We start from the raw sequence: 16,438 nt of genomic DNA, 5'->3' as shown, positions 1-16,438 counted from the left end.
ACCCAAAAAGTTGGATGGGTGTCCAACTTTTTGGGGGCAGTTCACCCCTGTAGGAGCGTCGACCGGCTGCTCCTACAGGGTCATGGCGGGGCTGATCACTCCAGGATTGTCACCGGCATCCCGACTTCCAGAACACCCTCGCTGTCATTCACCAGGTTTTGCCCAAACATGATGCCATCTGCCTGTTTGCGATAGGTCATCAAGGTCGCAAGCGGTTCACGAGCGGCGTCCCGCTCGCCGGTTTGCGGGTCGATGGTGGTCAGGATGCAACGCGAGCAGGACTTGACCACACGAAACTCGACATCGCCAATGCGGATGCGTTTCCAGCCGTCTTCGGCAAATGCTTCGCTGCCCTCAATCACCAGATTGGGACGAAAACGCAGCATCTCCATCGAACGCCCGACTTTGTTAGAAATGTCATCGAGCGATGCCTGCCCAATGAGCAGCAACGGGTAGCCATCGGCGAACGCCACTTTGTCATCGTCGTGCCCATACCCCGCTTCTGTCGTGCGTGCGCGCTGCAGCGGCACGTGCACCAATCGCACTGACTTTTCGACAAAGCGGCTTAACCACTGCGCCGCCTCATCCCCGGCATCCGGCACACGCAAGGTGTCACGCCAAATGGTGACTCCCCGCAAATCCTGATCAGGATCAGGCAGTGCAACCTCCAAAGAATCAAAACCTTGGGCGCTTAAAGTCAGACCTCCACCCGCATTCCAAAGGGCAGACAGCTGGCTCATTTTGGGGTCAGCGCGCTGCGTAAGGAATCGCCCGCTCGCTTCGTCTACCAACATCCAACGGCGGTCGCCGACCAGGCCCAACTTGTCGAGTCGGGTTTGAGACAGACTTTCACCCTTGCCGGATTTCAGTGGAAAACGATAAAGCGCGCTTAGGCGAAGCATGGGGACAGCTCCCTGCAAGGTAAAAAAGGCCACAGTATACGCGCCGCCAGTCCCTGCCAATATGCGCTGTTTGCGGCGGATCAGGCAGGCACTTCATCCAGCATCAAACGCTGACGCACGACATCGACCAATTTATCCGGCTGGAATTTGGAGAGGAAATTGTCACACCCGACTTTCTTCACCATCGAGTCATTAAAGCTGCCCGACAACGAGGTGTGAAGCACCACATAGAGATCGCGCAAACGCGGGTCGTTACGAATTTCTGTGGTCAGACGGTAGCCATCCATCTCAGGCATTTCGGCATCGGTGAACACCATCAGCAATTTGTCGGTCATTACTTGCCCCGAATCGGCCCAGTGCTTGAGCAAATTCAAGGCCTTGAGGCCGTCACTGGCGATGTGCATGTTAATGCCCAACTGCGAAAGTGTTTCGCGCAGCTGCGCCAAAGCCACGCTAGAGTCGTCGACCAACAACACTTCACGCCCACGGGCGCGCTCCAGCAACGGATCGTCAAGCTTCTCGCGCGAAACCTTGGCGTTGTACGGCACAATCTCAGCCAGCACTTTTTCCACATCAATGATCTCGACCAACTGCTCGTCAACCTTGCTGATGGCGGTCAAGTAATGCTGGCGCCCAGCGCTACTAGGCGGTGGCAAAATGGATTCCCAGTTCATGTTGACGATCCGGTCCACGCTGCCGACCAGAAACGCCTGTATCGAACGGTTGTACTCGGTCACGATAATCGTACTGTCTGGCCCCGGCACCACCGGTCGCATGCCGATAGCCTGAGAAAGATTGATCACCGGCAGCGTCTTGCCTCGCAAATTGACCACCCCGCACACATGCGGATGCCGGTGCGGCATCAAAGTCAGTTTGGGCAGTTGCAACACCTCTTGCACCTTAAACACGTTGATCGCGAACAACTGTCGTCCCGCGAGGCGAAACATAAGAAGTTCTAGCCGGTTTTCACCCACCAATTGCGTTCGCTGGTCTACCGTGTCGAGAATGCCGGCCATAGATTATTCCTGGGCGTAGATGCTGAAGATCTAAGGCTATCGACCCCGGGCATCGATTCTTAACCCCACAAAACGCCTGCCCACAAAAAACAAAGGTCATATGTCATCTTTTAACGCTCAAGGCTCAGCAGCGGCGATGCTTCTGGCAAGTGCACCCGCAGAGCACCTTTGCGCACGGTAAAGCGTAAGGCCTCACCAGATAACGGCTCACCGTCCAGATTGAGCGACAAGCCTTGAGCCGTCTTGATTTCAACCCATGGCAGGCGCGCCCGTACAAACAGGTTATCCAGCCCCCAACCACCCGCCATAAGGTTTTTAAGGGTACCCACCACCTCTTGCGGGGCCGGCAAGATACTCACATCCAGCAGCCCGTCATCGGCCAGCGCCTGAGGGCACAACTCGTGGCCACCGCCCGCTTGACGCCCATTGCCGATCCCTAGCGCCAGCAACTCACCTTGCCAGTGAAAATCCGGGCCTTGCAGCTCTGCATACGCGGCCTGCAACTCACTGAAACGCGAAAGCCCCGTAAACAGATAGGCGGCACCGCCGAGGACTTTTTTCAAATCTTCGGAGGTATTGGCGGTGACCTGACTGCCAAAGCCACCCGTGGCCATGTTCAAAAAGTACTGCCCGTCAACTTCGCCCAGGTCAATTTCCCGAGCCTCCGCATCCAGCAACGCCAGGGCTTCACGAGGCTCCAAAGAAACGCCAGCGGCACGCGCAAAATCATTGGCCGTGCCCAACGGCAATAGCACCAGACTGGCCGTGGTATCCGCCAGCGCCATGGCTTCGGCAATATCGCGCAACGTGCCGTCACCACCACCGGCAATCAACTGGGTGTAGCCCGCCGCAAGTGCTTCATGAACCAGCCGCTGTGCATCACCGGCCTCCCAGGTCAGGCGCACCGCCAATTCGCGCCCCATTGAACGTTGTTGCTCAACCGCAGCCCGAACATCCTCGTTCATCGCTTGCTTGCCGTGCAAAATCAAAAATGCTTTACCTGCACTCATGCGTACTCTCCTGGTGAGTCTGATTTTTTTGGACAACGGCCAGTCAAGAAAGACCCAACTTTCGTGATTTATTTGCCAAATATCCTCTTGCGAGCGTCAAGGAGTCGATCAATGCGCCGCAGACAGTAAGCGCCGTCAACATCGCCTGGTAAATCAGGCAGACGTTGATTTGTTGATGATCTAGGCGCAATCAAAGACTCAATCGCCAGCAAGCCCGCTCCCACGAGGAATGCGATGTGCTGGATTAACCCAGCACCTCGCTCAACGGGATGAACCCAACCCAATCACCTTCGGCCAACGTGCTTTGTTCCAGCACTTCGACCAGCCCGTCGGCCCAAGCGGCGCTGCGTAAAACACCCGAACTCTGGTTTTTATAGATGATGGCGCTGCCTTGTTCCAATCGGCCGCGCAGGTATTCGCGGCGATTACCCGGCTTGGGCCAGACAAAACCGGCTGGTACTTGAAACTTCAGCGGCTCAACCGCTTGTACGCCCTGACGGCGCAGCAGGTAGGGCCGGGCCAACAGGGCAAAAGTGACCAGCGTCGAGGCCGGATTGCCCGGCAAGCCAATCACCGGCACGCCACGAAAATGACCGAATGTCAGAGGTTTTCCGGGTTTAATGGCCAGCTTCCATAGGTCCAACTCGCCCTCTTCGCGCAAGGCAATACCCAAAAAGTCCGCTTCGCCCACCGACACACCGCCCGTGGACAAGATCAGATCAACCGCGCCCAGTTCAGCCAAACGCTGGCGGGTCGTGGGCAGGTCATCGGGCAAGATGCCCGCATCGACGACGTCGCAGCCCATGCGCGTCAACCAACTGCACAGCACCACGCGGTTGCTGTTGTAGATCTGCCCCGGCCCCAATGGCTGGCCCGGCTCGATCAATTCATCACCAGTAGACAGCACAGCGACCTGGGTACGGCGAATCACTTGCAGGGTGGCGCACCCCAAAGACGCCGCTAGTCCTTGCTCGATAGGCCCCATGCGCGTACCAGCAGGTAATACGATTTCGCCAGCCGTGGTTTCCTGCCCCTGAGGGCGGATGTTCTGCCCAATGCGCAGCGCCTCAGTGAACAGCACCCGCTCATCGGCCTGAACCTGAGCGTTTTCCTGCATCTCGACGCAATTGGCACCCACCGGGACCGGTGCCCCAGTGAAAATTCGCGCACAGGTACCGGGCGTCAACGGCTCAGGTGCTTGGCCGGCAAATATCCGCTGACTGACGGGTAATGGCTCGCCGGTCCAATCGGCCAGGTTAAGTGCGTAACCGTCCATGGCACTGTTGGGCCAAGGCGGCAAGTCCAAAGTCGCGATCAGGTCATCAGCCAAAACCCGGCCGTCACTGGCGGCCAAGAGCACTGATTCACTGTCGCGGATCGGCGCGGCTTCGGCCAGCGCCAGTAATCGCTCAAGCGCCACTTCAACGGGCATCAGCTCGCCCGTACGTCCCGGCTTACCCACGGGTTTCACAGGCCGGCGCCTGCTTCAAGTGCGCGACAAAGTTGCAGGGACGATGGCGAGCGTCCAGTTGTTCGACCAAGATTGCGTCCCAGCCCGTGCGTACGGCATTGGTCGAACCCGGTAGGCAGCATACCAAGGTGCCGTTGGCCAAACCGGCCAGCGCCCGTGACTGCACGGTGGAGGTGCCTATGTCGGCCACCGATATCTGACGGAACAACTCGCCAAAACCATCCACGTGTTTATCCAGCAAACAGCCAACCGCTTCTGGCGTGCTGTCACGGGCAGTGAAGCCAGTGCCGCCGGTAATCAGCACCACTTGCACCTCGTCATCGGCGATCCAGGTGGCGACCTGCGCGCGAATTTTATAGAGGTCATCCTTGAGCAGCACCCGCGCGGCCAAGTGATGCCCGGCCTCGTTCAGTCGGTCGACAAAGACCTGCCCAGAGGTGTCGGTCTCTAGGGTGCGGGTATCGCTGACGGTCAAAACCGCGATATTTAAAGGGACGAAAGGCGTATCAACCTTGGCTTTCATAGACGAGGTCCAGTTGTAGGAAAAACAGTCCGGTGTTATATCACGCCCTTCTTTTACCTGGCTGAGCGGAGTCAACCCATGCACCCGTTTCACAGTTCGATTTTGCTGCTGGCCGGTGGCCGCGGTCAGCGCATGGGCGGCCAGGATAAAGGCTTGGTGCTCTGGGGTGATTTGCCGTTGATTGCCCATGTTCAAAGGGCGGCACGCCCATTGACGGATGACCTGATCATTTCATGTAATCGCAACCATGCGCAGTACGCAGCCTATGCCGATCAAGTGGTCAGCGATGGCAACGATGATTTTGACGGGCCACTGGCGGGCATTCGTGCTGGTTTGGCGGTTGCCCGGCACTCGCATCTGTTAGTGCTGCCATGCGATGTACCCAAGGTCGACAGCGATTTGCTCAGCGCCCTGCTCGATGCCGCCGCTCACTCACCAGACCAGCCGATCATGGTGCGTCAGGGCGAACACTGGGAGCCATTGTTTTGCGTCATTGCAACCGCATTGGCCCCAGCATTCGAAGCTGCCTGGCAAGCGGGCGAGCGCAGTCCGCGCAAAATTATGCTCCAACTCAATGCGCAAGCACTGCAATGCTCCGAAAATGATCCACGCCTGAGTAACTTCAACACCGCGCACTTTCTTAAATAACACCCCGCACTGCTCTTGTGACACTAGCCAAGGAACTTGCTGACGATGTATACGTCTCAAGGACAGTGATTACCATCAGCACTTTTATTTGTTGGAGATAAACAATGACTCATCGGACTCTCGCCGCTCTTATGCTCACTGCTGGTCTGGCCGCCCTTGCTGGCTGTGCTTCGCCGTCCGTGATCACGCTGAACGACGGCCGCGAAATCCAGACAGTCGATGCCCCTAAGTACGATGAAGCGTCGGGCTTCTACCAGTTCAAGCAATTGGACGGCAAAGCCACCCGCATCAACAAGGATCAGGTTCGTACCGTTAAAGAGCTGTAAGCTCTGGCGTTTACGCGTTTAAAACAAAACCCGCCTCGTGCGGGTTTTGTTTTTTCAGACATACGATTAGAAGCGGTACGTCACCGAACCACCAAAGCCGTTAGCGCTATTTTCATACTTGGCGTTGTAAGTCAGGCCCAATGCGGGCTGGTTATCACGAACCTTGATCGGCTCTTCTTTAAGGTAGGAATAAGCGACGTCGAAGGTCAGGTTATCCACTGGCGTCCATCCTGCACCTAGGCTGAATACAGTGCGGTCGCCCGTAGGAATACGAACCGATCGGTCAGTGTTATTGGTCGGGGTCTGATCCACCGAGAAGCCGGTACGCAACACCAGTTGTTTATTGACCCGGTACGAAGCCCCGATGGCGTGTGACCACGTGTCATGCCAGTGCTGCTCTTCAGTGATGGCATCCAGGCCAGCCAGCGCGATGGCAGAATCGGACACACCCGAGTTATTGACTGTAATTTTCTTCAACTGGCTCCAGCGGGTGTAGGTACTGCCCGCATAGAGAGTCCAATCATCATTGAGTTGATGGGTGACGGAAAAGTCGACCGACGACGGTGTCGTGATGTTCAGCTTGGCGTCATAACGCTGCGGCCCACCGTCCACCAGGTCTGTGAGAAACCCCGAAGCCTTAGTGTTACCACTCAGGTGATAAACCACTTGCGAGTGGTAGGTCACACCGATGCGAGTGCTGTCCAGCGCCTGAACCAACAGACCCGCGTTGAAACCAGTCGCGGTGTCGTCACCCTTGATCTTGACGTTTTCCGTACCCAAGCCAAACGCTGGCACTTTGGAGTCCAGTTCGCCGCTGATGCGGTTGAACGTTGGGCCGACACCGACCGACACTTTGTCGTTGAAGGCATAGCTGACTGTCGGCTGGACCGTGACGACTTGAACCTTACTTTTGTTACCGAAGCCGTTGCCTTGGAAGCTGTGCTCATAGTCAGTAACTAGGCCAAACGGGGCGTAAATACCCAGACCGAACGCCCAATGCTCGTCGATCGGGGTCACCAGATACCCAAATGGCACGCCAATGCCCGGCACCATGTCGCCCTTGTTGGTACCCGGGTTATCGGCGCCAAACTGTGTTGAACTCGCGTCCTTGATAGTCGATGTGGCTTCGAGGTAGGTAGCGCCGAAGCTGACTTCGTTTTGCTTCAAGCGGGACATACCGGCGGGGTTGCCATACACGGTACTGGCATCATCGGCAGAAGAGGATCGACCGGCAAAGCCGGTCCCCATACTGCTGACACTTTGTTCGTTGAGGGCAAAGCCGCCAGCGAACAGTTGAGTGGAGGCAAAGGCAACAGACAGCGCCAGAGCGCTCTTGAGGAGATTTTTATTCATTATTAGAACTCGAATTATTGGGCAGCGCCGAGCACGCTATCAATCTTCAAGCAGGCTAATTATGAAGAGTTTTTAATGTTTACCTTTGTCAGCCAAACCTTACATTTTCAACGACTTTAGCTTGTTTTTCGGCACTCATTAAGACCCTTGAGCCTTAATCTGACTAGGCGGTTTCATTAAGCTACAACCACTACCAATCCAAATGAATCCGGCTTTCGAAGAAGCGTTCTTCGCCCGTCAGCGGGTCAGCAAAGCGCAAGCCCTGCGCCAGCAGTTTCAGCGGTTTAGCGTAGTCATCGACCGCGTCCTTAATCACGTCAGGATAAAACGGGTCATTGCAAATCCCCGCCCCCAGCGCTGCCATGTGCACCCGCAGTTGATGCTTTTTACCGGTCACCGGGTACAGCGCATAACGCCACAAATCACCATTTTTCTCACAGACCTCAACACGGGTTTCCGTATTGCTGGCGCCTGGGCCTTCCTGCATGCGGAAAAATGGCTCGCCCTCCACCAAACGGCTTTTATGTACACGCGGCAACTCAAGTTCTGGCAAGGCGCGGGCAATGGCCTCGTAGCGCTTATCAATTTTTCGCGTAGGAAATAACGACTGATACGCCGAACGACTGGCCGGGTTGGCTGAAAACAACACCAGGCCAGCGGTATGCCGGTCGATGCGGTGCAACGGCACCAAATGCGGGTTGTCCAGCGTGCGGATCAGGCGACGCAGCAGCGTCTGCTCAACGTATTCGCCCGCCGGGGTCACGGGCAGAAAATGCGGTTTGTCCGCGACCACCAGATGCTCGTCGGCATACAGGATGGTTTCTTGTACTGGAATGGGTGTCTCGTTGGGCACTTCACGAAAATAGTGAATGCGCAGGCCTTCTTTGTAAGCCAGTTGCGGACTGATCGGCGCACCGTGGGCGTCCAACACACGGCCACGGGCAATTCGATCAAGCCATTGCTCACGGCTGATGGCGCGGAAGTGTTCGCACAGACAATCGAGCACTGTCAGCCAGGCGCCCGGCGGCAGATACAAAGTGCTGGCTTGGTGCTCGGCGGCGTTAAACAGCTCGGTCGACATAAGAAACTCTGAACAAGAAATGCAGCCCGCGATTATCGCGCACAGAGCGTCGCGGTCTATAGCAGAAAGTTGGCCACCTGCTCCGTATCAAATGGCCAATCGAGCTCTTGGCCTGTATCGCCACGGCGCAACACAGGAATACGTAAACCGTAGGCTTCAACGGTCTCCTCACTGTCCGCGATGTCTATCAGCTCAACCATCAATTCGCAGTCGTAGACCAAAGGCATCACCACGTCTTCGGCCAGTTCACACAAATGGCAACCCAAGGTGCCGAGCAACTGACATTCAGGAGGCATCAATAATGACCTTAAATAAAATGAGTCTTCATTTTAGGAGCCTTGTCCGAAGACGTCGACCCGTTTGCGAGCAGGAAGGACACCGCATCATTTATCGCTGCGATAAGCCTCAGCACATACCTCCGTAATAGGCTTGCGTGGTGAGCGTTTGATCAACGCTTTGACTTTGGCGCTCAGACGCAACAACTCGTCGCTGGGCTTGGCCCATTGCGCTGGCGGCAAGGGCTCGGACCATTCGCGCATCGCTTGCGGCAGCGCCTTGCGGCCGACTTTGGCGATGCGTTTTATCTCCCACTCCACCAAATGATTAGGCAAGGTCCATAACGTCATCACGTGGTAGACGTACCAAAAAAAGCCATAGATCCAGCCCACCTCTTTTTCGCGAATACGCCGATGCAAACTGGCGCGGGCGTTGCGAAAGGTGTGCAAGCCTTCGTGGGACGGATCGCCGGGCTCATGCAGCTCCAGCGGGTCTTGAATGGCTGATAAGTCGTTGAGCTCGTATTCCATGTAACCGCGCACCGCCTCCCAATTGGCGATTGCCAGTTGCAAGGCGCCGCATTGGAATTCGACACGAACCAGCTCGCCTTCATGCTCAAACCCCATGCCCATGCCGTAGTGGCGAGTGACGCCATATTGGCTTGCGCTCTGGCCCTGGACGATCCAGGCAGAGAGGGATTCCCATGGGACGAATAGAGGTTCTGTGGCGCCGTCAGGCATGAAGCAGACTTCGCGGCGCTGGCGGTTGAAACGGGTGGGGATGACGGTGGTGAAGAGTTTGTGGGCTTCGAGCCAGACGTAAAGGCACATGGCTGATCCAGATAGCCACATGAATAAAGCGTAGCCCCAGACAGCATAAAAAAAATCTACCGCAAACTCCCAACTCTCGGCAAAGCTATAACCCTCCATCAGACCCATAATCCAGAATAATAGCGGAGACCCAAAAGCGAAGAAGCATGTAGCACTGAACGGTCCTCCTACCCATATTTGATACGAATAAACATTCGGCTCACCTCCACCGAAATCTAAATACGTGTCGTTGTAATCACTGATATACGGGCAGCAAGGCTCAGCCTCCGTGGGCAACGGCAAGGGGGCCAAGTAGGTTTGGCGACCGGAAGGAAAATACTCAATGTCACCTGCTTTTTTAAGGACAGGTTGTGGTTCGTCAATTGAAATAGCCATCGCTGCTCAGCCCCGCCTACGCGAGTTGGCGTCGCTGCGATAGGCCTCAGCAAATATCTCGGTGATCGGCTTGCGTGGTGAGCGTTTGATCAACGCTTTGACCTTGGCGCTCAGACGCAACAACTCGTCGCTGGGCTTGGCCCATTGCGCTGGAGGCAAGGGCTCAGACCATTCGCGCATCGCTTGCGGCAGCGCCTTGCGGCCGACCTTGGCGATGCGTTGTATCTCCCACTCCACCAAGTGGTTGGGCAAGGTCCATAACGTCATCACGTGGTAGACGTACCAAAAGAAGCCGTAAATCCAGCCCACTTCCTTCTCACGAATACGCCGATGCAAACCAGCGCGGGCGTTGCGCAACGTGTGTAAGCCTTCGTGGGGCGGGTCGCCGGGCTCATGCAGCTCCAGCGGGTCTTGAATAGCGGATAAGTCGTTGAGTTCGTATTCCATGTAACCGCGCACCGCCTCCCAATTGGCGATTGCCAGTTGCAGGGCTCCGCATTGGAATTCGACGCGGACCCACTCGCCTTCATGCTCAAAACCCATGCCCATTCCGTAGTGGCGGGTGACACCGTATTGACTGGCGCTTTGGCCTTGGACGATCCAGGCGGAAAGGGACTCCCATGGGACGAATAGAGGTTCTGTGGCGCCGTCAGGCATGAAGCAGACTTCGCGGCGCTGGCGGTTGAAACGGGTGGGGATGACTGTGGTGAAGAGTTTGTGGGCTTCGAGCCAGACGTAAAGACACATGGCTGAGCCCGATAGCCACATGAATAATGCGTAGCCCCAGACAGCATAAAAAGAATCTACCGCAAACTCCCAACTCTCGGTCGAACTACCACCCAGCGCCAAAAACATAACCCAGCAAAATAACGGGAATCCAAAAGCCAATAAGCATGTAGTACTGAATGGCCCTCCTAACCATATTTGGTACGAATAAACATTCGGCTTACCTCCACCGAAATCCAAATACGTGTCGTTGTAATCACTGATATACGGGCAGCAAGGCTCAGCCTCCGTGGGCAACGGCAAGGGGGCCAAGTAGGTTTGGCGACCGGAAGGAAAATACTCAATGTCACCTGCTTTTTTTGGCGCTCCACTAATCGGTTGCTGAGTTGATACCACTTTGGCTTTAGTCATGACGGCAAATCCAGTGCATTGACATCAACCTTCAGCAAAGGCATCTCAGCGCTTGATTCGAAGTGCTGCTGCGCCGGCATAAAGCGCCCACCTTCCGTAGCATCAAAGCAAATGCGGTAAGTGCGCTTTACCAGTTGCCCCTTGTCATCCAGTGAATGCAGCTCAAGCTCAATTAATAACTCCTCAGACACTTTGCCGAACACAGGCTCAGGGTTGCGTGGATAAGTGAGCTTTAACAACAAGGGTGCCGGACCCTGTTCTTCTTTCTCTTGCCTGCTTGCCACACGGCACAACCCGGCATGCACCTGTTCGGTTACAACCTCACGGTATTCCATGGGAGTGCCTCGATCGCCTCGCAGCGACCGAGTGATGCGCCGAGCACCGATCTTGAGAGCATGACTGGCCCTGCCCTCCAGCGTGAGTTGATAGTCGGACACAGTCCGCCCAGGAAGAATCACGCAAATCTCACCCGGTTTGGTATTGGGCAGCATGCTTTGCCAAAACGACTCTTCTCCGGAGCCCTTGACCTCTACAAAGGGCGTTTGCTGCAGCATCTCCAAGTAATACTGAAACTCTTGCAGGGTTAATTCTTTGCGTTTGTCTGCATCAAGCCCCCACGGAGTGCTTTGCAGCCACCAATCATGGGCATTGGTGTTGTAGCGGTTGTAAAGCCAGGTTCCTGCTAACTCCAGTACCGTAAAGAACGCACCCGCCAAGTTAAAACGGAAAAACACACTGCTTAAACGAGTGCCAGCAACCTTCCATGCCACCTCCCGTGCGGCGCCATTGGCAGCCTTCAATACATCTAGTCCTGCTCGTACCGTGTTAATAAACCCATAAGCATTACTGGTCGCCAGACCACCTGCGGCGATCATCGTCAACATTGCTGCGTTTTGAGCGCCTCTATTTCCGCTACGGACTGCTTGCAACCAATTACGGTGATAGCTGTAGAGACTGAAAATCGCAGCAATTAACCCGAAGGCATAATTAAAAATACCTAACCCAACATGCAACTTGCCGATCGTAACTTGAAGTCGACTGAGCGCAGTACGAGCTAAACCATCACCTAAATTTTTAACTTGAGCGCTAAGCGCCGTATCGAACACTCCCTGAGCAGCAGCAAACCCAGCGGCTCCAGTGGCAGTAAACGCGCCAATAAGGGGCATCCACGCTCTCTTATCACTCGAAACTGCCATCGTTTCCTTAAACACCTGCCTTAAATTCACCGCCTGCGCCACAAACAGCAACAACGCCGCCCCATCCCCTGGCACATTCAACACCGGCGCACGGCTCACACCTTGACGAAAATCCTCCATCAACCCGGCCACTTGGCGCTTGCCTTCGTTGGGAAAGATCACTGTCAACCCTGCCTTGCCCTGTGTAGAGCCAAAAATCCGTGCATGTTCATCCGGCAGTTCCGGGATTGGGCTAAGGCTGGCAGCCAGACGTCTTTGTTCCAGGTCCAACATCCCGTTCTGGTAGTCGATCTGCTGCAACAATTCTCGAGACGTGACTGACTTATGCCCGTTCCTCCGATTGGATAGAGCACGTTGTTTTTTCAGCAGGGCTATTTGGGCACGCAGCTTCAACGTCTCTTGCAGCGCCTCCCGGAGCGCGGCCTGTTCTTGCGGGGTAGAAAAGTGAAACGTCACGCCTTCGGTTTTAGCCGCCTGCAGTATTCGAGACTTCAACGCCGTTGGCAGTTTGCGCAGCAGCTCTTCAACGTCCGGCATGGCGTTGTTTTTGAAGAGGTCATCAAAGTTGAGCAGTGCTTTTTCCAACCCGCGATTTAGCGCCGGGGTTAGGGTATTCAGTGCAGCGTTGGCCACTGAGCGGGTGCTCTGCGGCAGGTCGTCCAGCGCCGGTAAGCGGCTCTGTTCAATCGTGCGCAAGCGGGCCAAAAGCTCAGGGCTGTTGTTGAACAGCACCATGCCCGCCGCCAGCAAAAAGGCGTAGTGCACCCAAAGCCCGGTTTGGTCACTGTAGGGCAAGGTGTGGTACAGCGGGCGACTGAATTGCGGCTCGCGCTCGCAGTAAGCCAGCAACTGGTCGCAGGCGTCATCGCTGCGGCAGATGTCTTTGAGGCAGGCGTATTCAAGGGTAAAGGCATGTCCTGTCTGCCCAATGTCCATCGGGTCGAAGTACCAAGCGGCTTTGTGAAACGCGCCGGAGCAGATTAAGTCTGTGCGGTCGGCAGTGATGAGGTCGAGCTGGTGGTTCCAGCGTGCAAGCCCGGCACGATGAGCAAGCAACTCACGGTCCATCGCTTCGCGATCGATCAGGTCATTAATCCCGCGCTGCCCCAGTTTAGTCCCGTATAAAAGGCCCGTGATCTGCTGGCCCTGCTGCCTACCCAGCGCTATCAACACCTCGAAGTGCTTATCGACAAATGCCGGTGACGCTACTCGAAAGTGTTCGCGTGTGAAGAAGCGGCGATCAACATCCTCAAGCGCACTCAGCGCATCAGAGCCATTGCTCATCTCACGTGAATAGTCAGTATCAATGGCTGCAGCCTGCGCCCGCTGGCGCAACACCGCCAACTCTTCCGGCACCGGGCTGCCCGCAGGCGGGGTCATCATGCCGCCCTTTTCGAGGTACTCAATGATCGCCGCATCCGTCACCCCTTGTTGCGGCTCAGCCATACACAGCAAGTCATCCATCAGCGCTTTATGCGCCGGGTCAGCGCTGTCACCGAGCAGCGTTTGAACATTCGGCGCATTGAGTTGGCTCAGGGATTCGATGTAACACGCCAGTAAATAGTCGCGCTCGTTATTGCCCTTTTTCGCCCCGCCATTGCTCCAGTCGTCGATCCAACCCACGACCTCATCCTGATAATTGGCCAGATCACGCAGCACGCCCAGCGTGTCGTCCAGCACCAGGTACAACACGTCATCGCGGTACTGCGGATGAATGCAGCCGGTCAGGCGGTTCATAGAGATTTGATTGAAACGCGCAGGTTCTTCCCACAGATACGGCTTGCGCTCGTGCTCGGGCAGTTCGACGTCCAGATGTTGTTGCGTGTGTTGGGCATGTTCGGCCAGGGTTGTCGCTGGCGCCTGCTGCTGCGCCTCGACCCTTTCAGTCGCCACCTCAGCCAGCAACTGCTCGGCCATGTCCGGGGTCAGCAGGTGCGGCCCGCCGGTATCGCATTCAGCCTTGCTCAGGTCGACCGCTTGCATAAAGTGGTTACGTTCCGAAGGCGAACTCAGCACTTGCTGGCACTTTTTCGCGGTCCACGGCACTTCGGCATAGGCCACGTACAACGTGCTGGTGTTGAGGAAAATGAGATTGGGTTCGTAGATTGGCTCGTCGCGGTCGTCGTCGAAAACAGCCAAGCCTTGCCACAGCATGGCGCTGACCAGCCCGTCGTCTATGCGGTACTCAGACAAGGTCCCGCTGCTGCCTTCAATCACGTACAACCAGCCATCGCGCAGCAGCCGTATCCCCAGCGGCCGGGCGCCGAGGCTGTACGGCATCGGGAGTTCGCCCACCGGGTTCAGCGCTGGGTTATCGACCATCCCGTAACGCAGCGGGATCAGTTGCACAGTGGATTTCATCAATGGGCAGGTGCCCATGCTGTTTCGTGCATCGTCTCGGGGGAGGTTGACGTTGTTGGGGTTTTGGGGCCTGAAGGCAGTCGACATTAGTGGGACTCTCGCAGGTGCAGGGCCCGGCATCGGGCGATTTCGGCCGCTTTCTCTACGCGTTGCGCTGGGGTGAGCAATGAGGCTGTGGTCAGGAGGTGCTGAAGATCGGGATGATGTTGCAGGGCCTCCTCCCCGAGGTAGCCCTGGATGTTGGCGTAGAGCGTGATGTCGAGTTCGCTGTAAAAGCCACGGTCGTACGCAGAGGTCGCCAGTTCATGCACATGCGCCCAACGCTGGGCCGCCGAGAGGTTGGCCTGATACGCGGGAAAGTAGTGGCGCAGATGCTGGTCAAGCCGCAGCACCACATTGCGAAAACTCACTTCATCCAACGTGCTCGCCTCTTGCGTCGAGAGCTGATAAAGCGTGGCATGTTGCGCAGTGGGTGCAGGGCCGGGTCGTTGCAGAAGATGCCAGCTGTCACGTGCGCCGTCAGCGATCAAAATTTGATGACAAGGGCCAAACAGAGTGGGATCACCCGCCTCGACAGCGAGGTTGAGCAATGCATGCATCACCGAAGGGTCGGCCACACGCAAAAAAACTTTCTGCTCGTGGGGCATGCGCACCACGGTCAACCAGCGCAGATGTTCAACCAAGGACTGCCACGGACCATCACTGAACAGCACATAGCCCCACTCTTCATCGGCCTTGGCCAAGAACTGTTGCAGCACCGGATGGTGCGGGTCTTCGACTTTCATCACCCGCGGCGTCACGTATTCAAGACCGGCCATTTGTGGACCCGTGTACAGGTGCTCAAACACCCAGGGATTGGTCCACTGCTCCAGGTTCTGAGACAGTTTGATCAGGCGAACGGCATCCAGTAATAAACCGCTGCCCCCTTGCCAATCGAGTTCGGGAGGAAAACCTGCCGCCAACGAACCTTCACGTTCAACCATACAATGCCCTCCGTGAACGACATCAGCCCGCATAAGCGGGCCGATGAAGTGTTATGCAGCTATGGTTTACGCGGAGACCGGCGTGCGCCAATCGTCAGAACCGGAAGTACCCGACACTTCGTGCGTCCAGGTAATTTTTCGGTAGGTGAATTGCACGTCTTCAAGGTGTGTGAAGTGGCTGTTTGCCGGATCTTGGCAGTTGTGCATGTAGTCCTTTATGTCGACGATGATCGCGTCTTCAAGTTTGGTGGTGTAGTAATGCTCTTGGGTGCCAGAAGCTGACGTCCGAAACCATTGAATAACGACTTCGGTGATGCGCTCACCGCTCGTCAATGCTTGAAGCAGCAAAGGCGAAGACTTGTCAAAAACCTTGGTGATACACAGGGGTTTGTGAACGCGCTGACCAGTAGGCTGACCCGACTGAGGATCACGAGGAATGATCACTTCGTGGCTGAAACCCTGAACCATGACTTGGTCTTCGTGACCTTCTTGGTAGCTGTTACCTATTGAATCTGCAGTGAAAGCACCGGCAGTGATCAGGCCTTGTTTCTCCCCGGTAATGGACATATACGCTGGCGTAGCCATGAAGCTCTCCTTGAAAAAGTGTGATAAATCCGCAAGCAAAAACGCTGCAGCACGCCAACAAGAGTTCAAGAGTTATGCCAACTTAAGTTAAAGCCTTATAAACCGCGGGCTGCACGCTTGTAGCGAACGTAGCGAAACTTCAATAACACTCAATAACCGTTAAAAGTGCGCAAGAAGTTGCGCACCACTGCGCAACTTCTTGCGCACTGCTCTACGAGCCTTTATTACGTTGACCTGCAGAACGTTATACACAGAAAAAAACGTATTTAACTGCGCAACAAGTTGCGCAGTTGGATTTTCAGAAAATAGTGCGAATTCAATATTCGATCCGCTTAATAGAGCCTAATTCATGGCGTTAAAATGAC

The 16,438-nt window shown here is 55.7% G+C and carries 15 protein-coding genes; 2 read left to right on the top strand and 13 right to left on the bottom strand.

Annotation, left to right across the window (positions count from 1 at the left end; all coding sequences use genetic code 11):
* Positions 1-95: 95 nt before the first annotated feature.
* From B347_RS0108725 to moaB, 5 genes are all read right to left on the bottom strand, one after another.
* Positions 96-902 carry an MOSC domain-containing protein gene (locus B347_RS0108725; protein ID WP_019409324.1) on the bottom strand — a complete coding sequence of 269 codons (807 nt, stop codon included), beginning with the start codon at positions 900-902 and terminating at the stop codon, positions 96-98.
* An 80-nt stretch (positions 903-982) separates the two neighbouring features.
* Positions 983-1,918 carry a chemotaxis protein CheV gene (locus B347_RS0108720; protein ID WP_019409323.1) on the bottom strand — a complete coding sequence of 312 codons (936 nt, stop codon included), beginning with the start codon at positions 1,916-1,918 and terminating at the stop codon, positions 983-985.
* A 110-nt stretch (positions 1,919-2,028) separates the two neighbouring features.
* The gene (gene yegS, locus B347_RS0108715; RefSeq protein WP_019409322.1) at positions 2,029-2,928 is read right to left on the bottom strand and encodes a lipid kinase YegS; all 900 of its coding nucleotides are present in this window, start codon (positions 2,926-2,928) and stop codon (positions 2,029-2,031) included.
* 244 nt (positions 2,929-3,172) lie between these two features.
* Entirely contained in the window at positions 3,173-4,399 is a 1,227-nt protein-coding gene (glp, locus tag B347_RS0108710; RefSeq protein WP_019409321.1) for a gephyrin-like molybdotransferase Glp, read from the bottom strand.
* Complete coding sequence (gene moaB, locus B347_RS0108705) at positions 4,383-4,922, bottom strand: molybdenum cofactor biosynthesis protein B (RefSeq protein ID WP_019409320.1); 540 nt, start codon at positions 4,920-4,922, stop codon at positions 4,383-4,385. Before moaB ends, glp begins: the two co-directional genes overlap by 17 nt.
* A gap of 78 nt (positions 4,923-5,000) precedes the next feature.
* Here moaB and mobA point away from each other — a divergent pair, with 78 nt between their 5' ends.
* Positions 5,001-5,570 (top strand): molybdenum cofactor guanylyltransferase MobA, encoded by a 570-nt coding sequence (gene mobA / locus B347_RS0108700; protein ID WP_019409319.1) that lies wholly within the window; start codon positions 5,001-5,003, stop codon positions 5,568-5,570.
* A gap of 104 nt (positions 5,571-5,674) precedes the next feature.
* On the top strand, positions 5,675-5,896 hold the full coding sequence (locus B347_RS0108695; protein ID WP_026014075.1) for a YgdI/YgdR family lipoprotein: 222 nt from the start codon (positions 5,675-5,677) through the stop codon (positions 5,894-5,896).
* Between the two features lie 66 nt (positions 5,897-5,962).
* On the opposite strand, the gene B347_RS0108690 is transcribed toward B347_RS0108695, so the two are convergent.
* From B347_RS0108690 to B347_RS0108655, 8 genes are all read right to left on the bottom strand, one after another.
* Entirely contained in the window at positions 5,963-7,249 is a 1,287-nt protein-coding gene (locus B347_RS0108690) for an OmpP1/FadL family transporter (protein WP_019409317.1), read from the bottom strand.
* 190 nt (positions 7,250-7,439) lie between these two features.
* Positions 7,440-8,330 carry a pseudouridine synthase gene (locus B347_RS0108685; protein WP_019409316.1) on the bottom strand — a complete coding sequence of 297 codons (891 nt, stop codon included), beginning with the start codon at positions 8,328-8,330 and terminating at the stop codon, positions 7,440-7,442.
* 56 nt (positions 8,331-8,386) lie between these two features.
* Positions 8,387-8,626, bottom strand: coding sequence for a glutaredoxin family protein (locus tag B347_RS0108680; protein WP_019409315.1), 240 nt, complete (start codon positions 8,624-8,626; stop codon positions 8,387-8,389).
* Positions 8,627-8,713: 87 nt separating this feature from the next.
* Complete coding sequence (locus B347_RS0108675) at positions 8,714-9,436, bottom strand: hypothetical protein (RefSeq protein WP_237719111.1); 723 nt, start codon at positions 9,434-9,436, stop codon at positions 8,714-8,716.
* A 381-nt stretch (positions 9,437-9,817) separates the two neighbouring features.
* Positions 9,818-10,558, bottom strand: coding sequence for a hypothetical protein (locus B347_RS0108670; RefSeq protein ID WP_237719110.1), 741 nt, complete (start codon positions 10,556-10,558; stop codon positions 9,818-9,820).
* Between the two features lie 386 nt (positions 10,559-10,944).
* Complete coding sequence (locus B347_RS24775; protein WP_019409312.1) at positions 10,945-14,523, bottom strand: toxin VasX; 3,579 nt, start codon at positions 14,521-14,523, stop codon at positions 10,945-10,947.
* 68 nt (positions 14,524-14,591) lie between these two features.
* Entirely contained in the window at positions 14,592-15,488 is an 897-nt protein-coding gene (locus B347_RS0108660) for a DUF4123 domain-containing protein (protein WP_019409311.1), read from the bottom strand.
* Between the two features lie 66 nt (positions 15,489-15,554).
* Positions 15,555-16,073, bottom strand: a complete 519-nt coding sequence (locus B347_RS0108655) for an Hcp family type VI secretion system effector (RefSeq protein ID WP_019409310.1) — start codon at positions 16,071-16,073, stop codon at positions 15,555-15,557.
* Positions 16,074-16,438: the final 365 nt, after the last annotated feature.

Origin of the sequence: Pseudomonas psychrophila HA-4, from assembly GCF_000282975.1 — a bacterium.
Taxonomy (GTDB): domain Bacteria; phylum Pseudomonadota; class Gammaproteobacteria; order Pseudomonadales; family Pseudomonadaceae; genus Aquipseudomonas; species Aquipseudomonas psychrophila_A.
The sequence above is the reverse complement of the archived record's forward strand: the minus strand, read 5'-3'. Positions and strand labels throughout refer to the sequence as shown.

Excerpts from the sequence above, each read along its gene's own strand:
- B347_RS0108725 (WP_019409324.1), bottom strand. The coding sequence starts at position 902 with ATGCTTCGCCTAAGCGCGCTTTATCGTTTTCCACTGAAATCCGGCAAG.
- B347_RS0108720 (WP_019409323.1), bottom strand. The coding sequence starts at position 1,918 with ATGGCCGGCATTCTCGACACGGTAGACCAGCGAACGCAATTGGTGGGT.
- yegS (WP_019409322.1), bottom strand. The coding sequence starts at position 2,928 with ATGAGTGCAGGTAAAGCATTTTTGATTTTGCACGGCAAGCAAGCGATG.
- moaB (WP_019409320.1), bottom strand. The coding sequence starts at position 4,922 with ATGAAAGCCAAGGTTGATACGCCTTTCGTCCCTTTAAATATCGCGGTT.
- mobA (WP_019409319.1), top strand. The coding sequence starts at position 5,001 with ATGCACCCGTTTCACAGTTCGATTTTGCTGCTGGCCGGTGGCCGCGGT.
- B347_RS0108695 (WP_026014075.1), top strand. The coding sequence starts at position 5,675 with ATGACTCATCGGACTCTCGCCGCTCTTATGCTCACTGCTGGTCTGGCC.
- B347_RS0108690 (WP_019409317.1), bottom strand. The coding sequence starts at position 7,249 with ATGAATAAAAATCTCCTCAAGAGCGCTCTGGCGCTGTCTGTTGCCTTT.
- B347_RS0108685 (WP_019409316.1), bottom strand. The coding sequence starts at position 8,330 with ATGTCGACCGAGCTGTTTAACGCCGCCGAGCACCAAGCCAGCACTTTG.
- B347_RS0108680 (WP_019409315.1), bottom strand. The coding sequence starts at position 8,626 with ATGCCTCCTGAATGTCAGTTGCTCGGCACCTTGGGTTGCCATTTGTGT.
- B347_RS0108675 (WP_237719111.1), bottom strand. The coding sequence starts at position 9,436 with ATGTGCCTTTACGTCTGGCTCGAAGCCCACAAACTCTTCACCACCGTC.
- B347_RS0108670 (WP_237719110.1), bottom strand. The coding sequence starts at position 10,558 with ATGTGTCTTTACGTCTGGCTCGAAGCCCACAAACTCTTCACCACAGTC.
- B347_RS24775 (WP_019409312.1), bottom strand. The coding sequence starts at position 14,523 with ATGGGCACCTGCCCATTGATGAAATCCACTGTGCAACTGATCCCGCTG.
- B347_RS0108660 (WP_019409311.1), bottom strand. The coding sequence starts at position 15,488 with ATGGTTGAACGTGAAGGTTCGTTGGCGGCAGGTTTTCCTCCCGAACTC.
- B347_RS0108655 (WP_019409310.1), bottom strand. The coding sequence starts at position 16,073 with ATGGCTACGCCAGCGTATATGTCCATTACCGGGGAGAAACAAGGCCTG.